3 protein-coding genes are annotated in these 1,594 nt (G+C 61.9%); all 3 read left to right on the top strand.

What is annotated here, in order from left to right:
• On the top strand, positions 1–295 hold a 295-nt coding region (locus ACXRVY_RS28180), incomplete at its 5' end, for an enolase C-terminal domain-like protein (RefSeq protein WP_458238851.1).
• Positions 296–305: 10 nt separating this feature from the next.
• On the top strand, positions 306–596 hold the full coding sequence (catC, locus tag ACXRVY_RS28175) for a muconolactone Delta-isomerase (RefSeq protein WP_008053771.1): 291 nt from the start codon (positions 306–308) through the stop codon (positions 594–596).
• A 52-nt stretch (positions 597–648) separates the two neighbouring features.
• Positions 649–1,578 (top strand): catechol 1,2-dioxygenase, encoded by a 930-nt coding sequence (catA, locus tag ACXRVY_RS28170; RefSeq protein WP_223463154.1) that lies wholly within the window; start codon positions 649–651, stop codon positions 1,576–1,578.
• Positions 1,579–1,594: the final 16 nt, after the last annotated feature.

Raw genomic sequence — 1,594 nt, 5'->3', positions numbered from 1 at the left:
CACCGCCTCCATCGCCGAAGCGGCCGGCATCGCCCTGTACGGCGGCACCATGCTTGAAGGTGGCCTGGGTACCATGGCCTCGGCTCATGCCTTCGTCACCCTGAACAAGCTGGCGTGGGACACCGAACTGTTCGGCCCGCTGCTGCTGACCGAAGACGTTCTCAGAGAACCGCTGGTCTATCGCGATTTTGAACTGCATGTGCCGAACACCCCGGGTCTGGGCCTGAGCCTGGATGAAGAGCGCCTGGCGTTCTTCCGCCGCGACAAGACATCCACCGCCATTCATCAAGCCTGAGGAGAGCATTATGCTGTTCCACGTAAAAATGACCGTGAACCTGCCGGTCGACATGAATCCCGAAGCGGCGGCCAAATTGAAGGCTGACGAAAAAGCCCTGGCCCAGCGCCTGCAGGAGCAGGGCAAGTGGCGCCACCTGTGGCGCATCGCCGGGCACTACGCCAACTACAGCGTGTTCGATGTCGACAGCGTTCAGGAACTGCATGACCTGCTGATGCAATTGCCACTGTTTCCGTACATGGCCATCGAGATCGACGCGATGTGCCGGCATCCTTCTTCCATCCGTGACGATGACCGCTGAGCCCAGCCTGTTCAGCGCGCTACGCTAATAATTACAAGATGAGGAACCCAGAATGAACGTCAAGATTTCCCACACTGCCGAAGTCCAGAAATTTCTCGAAGAAGCCAGCGGCCTGCTCAACGACGCCGGTAACCCACGGACCAAGGCGCTGGTGTACCGCATCCTGCGTGATTCGGTGAACATCATCGAAGACCTGGCCGTGACCCCGGAAGAGTTCTGGAAAGCCGTCAACTACCTCAACGTGCTGGGTGCGCGCCAGGAAGCGGGGCTGCTGGTGGCCGGTGTCGGGCTGGAACATTACCTCGACCTGTTGATGGACGCCGAAGACGAACAGGCCGGCAAGTCCGGCGGCACGCCGCGCACCATCGAAGGCCCGCTGTACGTGGCCGGTGCGCCGCTGTCCGAGGGCGAAGCGCGCCTCGACGATGGCGTCGATCCGGGCGTGACCCTGTTCATGCAGGGCCGCGTGTTCAACACCGCTGGCGAACCCCTGGCTGGCGCCGTGGTAGACGTCTGGCACGCCAACACCGGTGGCACCTACTCGTACTTCGATACCACGCAGTCGGAATTCAACCTGCGTCGCCGCATCGTGACCGACGCCGAAGGTCGCTACCGTTTCCGTAGCATCGTGCCCTCGGGCTACGGCTGCCCACCGGACGGTCCGACCCAGCAACTGCTCGATCAACTGGGTCGTCATGGTCAGCGCCCGGCGCACGTGCACTTCTTCATTTCCGCGCCGGATCATCGCCACCTGACCACCCAGATCAACCTCGACGGCGATCAGTACCTGCATGACGATTTCGCCTACGCCACCCGCGACGAATTGATCGCCAAAATCACCTTCAGTGACGATCAGCAGCGCGCGGCGGCCCATGGTGTGAGCGGTCGCTTTGCCGAAATCGAGTTCGACTTCACCTTGCAGTCGTCTGCCCAGCCTGAAGAGCAGCAACGCCACGAGCGGGTCCGCGCACTCGAGGACTGATCGCACGACCCTGTGG

The sequence above is a fragment of the Pseudomonas sp. P5_A2_2 genome (assembly GCF_054177685.1).
The sequence above is the reverse complement of the archived record's forward strand: the minus strand, read 5'-3'. Positions and strand labels throughout refer to the sequence as shown.

What these genes read in the sequence shown, in the direction of transcription:
- catC (WP_008053771.1), top strand. Translation starts at nt 306, where the DNA reads ATGCTGTTCCACGTAAAAATGACCGTGAACCTGCCGGTCGACATGAAT.
- catA (WP_223463154.1), top strand. Translation starts at nt 649, where the DNA reads ATGAACGTCAAGATTTCCCACACTGCCGAAGTCCAGAAATTTCTCGAA.